The organism is Streptomyces sp. SPB074, assembly GCF_000154905.1.
Taxonomy (GTDB): Bacteria; Actinomycetota; Actinomycetes; order Streptomycetales; family Streptomycetaceae; genus Streptomyces.
This window is the reverse complement of record NZ_GG770539.1, coordinates 5983520-5985271: the sequence shown is the minus strand read 5'-3', so window position 1 is coordinate 5985271 and position 1752 is coordinate 5983520. Positions and strand designations below refer to the sequence as shown.

Sequence of the window (1752 nt, the reverse complement as noted above, 5' to 3'; positions counted from 1 at the left end):
CGCCCTGGGGGCGGTGCCGTCCCCGCACCGCCCCCCGGGCGGCTACTTCTCCGTGACGCCCGCCGAGTCGAACGTGGCGACCTCGTGCATCGCGCGGGCGGCGCTCTGGACGAGGGGCAGGGCGAGGAGGGCGCCCGTGCCCTCGCCGAGGCGCAGGTCGAGGTCCACGAGGGGGCGCAGGCCGAGGCTGTTGAGGGCCGCGACGTGGCCCGGTTCGGCGCTGCGGTGGCCCGCGATGCACGCGGCCAGGACCTCGGGGGCGATGGCGCGGGCGACGAGGGCCGCCGCTCCGGCGCTCACGCCGTCGAGGACGACGGGCGTGCGCAGCGAGGCGCCGCCGAGGAGGAGCCCCGCCATCGCCGCGTGTTCGAGCCCGCCGACCGCCGCGAGCACGCCGACCGGGTCGGCGGGGTCGGGGCGGTGCAGGTCGAGGACGCGGCGGATGACCTCGACCTTGTGGGCGTGCATCTCGTCGTTGATGCCGGTGCCGCGCCCGGTGACCTCGGCCGGGTCGGTGCCGGTGAAGACGGAGATGAGCGCGGCCGACGCCGTCGTGTTGGCGATGCCCATCTCGCCGGTGAGGAGTGCCTTGTTGCCCGCCGCGACGAGGTCGCGGGCGGTCTCGATGCCGACCTCGATCGCGGCGGTGACGTCCTCGCGGCTGAGCGCGGGGCCCACCGTCATGTCCGCGGTGCCCGCCCGTACCTTGCGCGGCAGCAGACCGGGCGTGGGCGGCAGCTCGGCGGCGACGCCGACGTCCACGACGCACACCTCGGCGCCGACCTGCTTGGCGAAGGCGTTGCACACCGCGCCGCCGCCGAGGAAGTTGGCGACCATCTGCGCGGTCACCTCCTGGGGCCAGGCGGTGACGCCCTGGGCGTGCACGCCGTGGTCGCCGGCGAAGATCGCGACGGCGGCCGGTTCGGGGATCGGCGGCGGCGAGGTGCGCGAGAGGCCGCTGAGCTGCGCGGAGATGATCTCCAGCATCCCGAGCGCCCCCGGCGGCTTCGTCATCCGCTTCTGCCGTTCCCACGCCTCGCCGAGGGCCTTCGCGTCGAGAGGGCGGATGCGCCGCACGGTCTCGGTGAGCAGGTCGGCCGGTTCGGCGCCGGGCAGCACGCGGCGGCCGTACGTCTCCTCGTGCACGACCCAGGAGAGCGGGCGCCGCTTGGACCACCCGGCCTGCGCCAGCTCGGGCTCCTCGGGGAACTCGTCCACGTAGCCGACGCACAGGTACGCGACGACCTCCAGGTGCTCGGGCAGGCCGAGCGCGCGGACCATCTCGCGCTCGTCGAAGAAGCTGACCCAGCCGACGCCGAGTCCTTCGGCCCGGGCGGCGAGCCACAGGTTCTCGACGGCGAGCGCGGAGGAGTAGGGCGCCATCTGCGGCTGTGTGTGGCGGCCGAGGGTGTGCCTGCCGCCGCGTGTCGGGTCGGCGGTGACGACGATGTTGACGGGGGTGTCGAGGATCGCCTCGATCTTCAGCTCGCGGAACTGCTTGGCCCGCGCCTTGGGGAGCGAGGCGGCGTAGGCGTCGCGCTGCTTCTCGGCCAGCACGTGCATCGCGCGCCGGGTCTCCTCGGAGCGGATGACGACGAAGTCCCAGGGCTGCGAGTGGCCGACGCTCGGCGCGGTGTGCGCGGCCTCCAGGACGCGGAGCAGCACCTCGTGCGGGATCGGGTCGGGGCGGAAGCCGTTGCGGATGTCTCGTCGTTCGCGCATGACGCGCAGCACGGCCTCGCGCTCGGCCTC

1 protein-coding gene is annotated in these 1752 nt (G+C 74.8%); it reads right to left on the bottom strand.

All coding sequences use genetic code 11. The features are described 5' to 3' along the window. Positions 1-42 precede the first annotated feature (42 nt). A partial coding sequence (gene cobT / locus SSBG_RS25335; RefSeq protein WP_037870606.1) for a nicotinate-nucleotide--dimethylbenzimidazole phosphoribosyltransferase occupies positions 43-1752 on the bottom strand: 1710 nt, incomplete at its 5' end.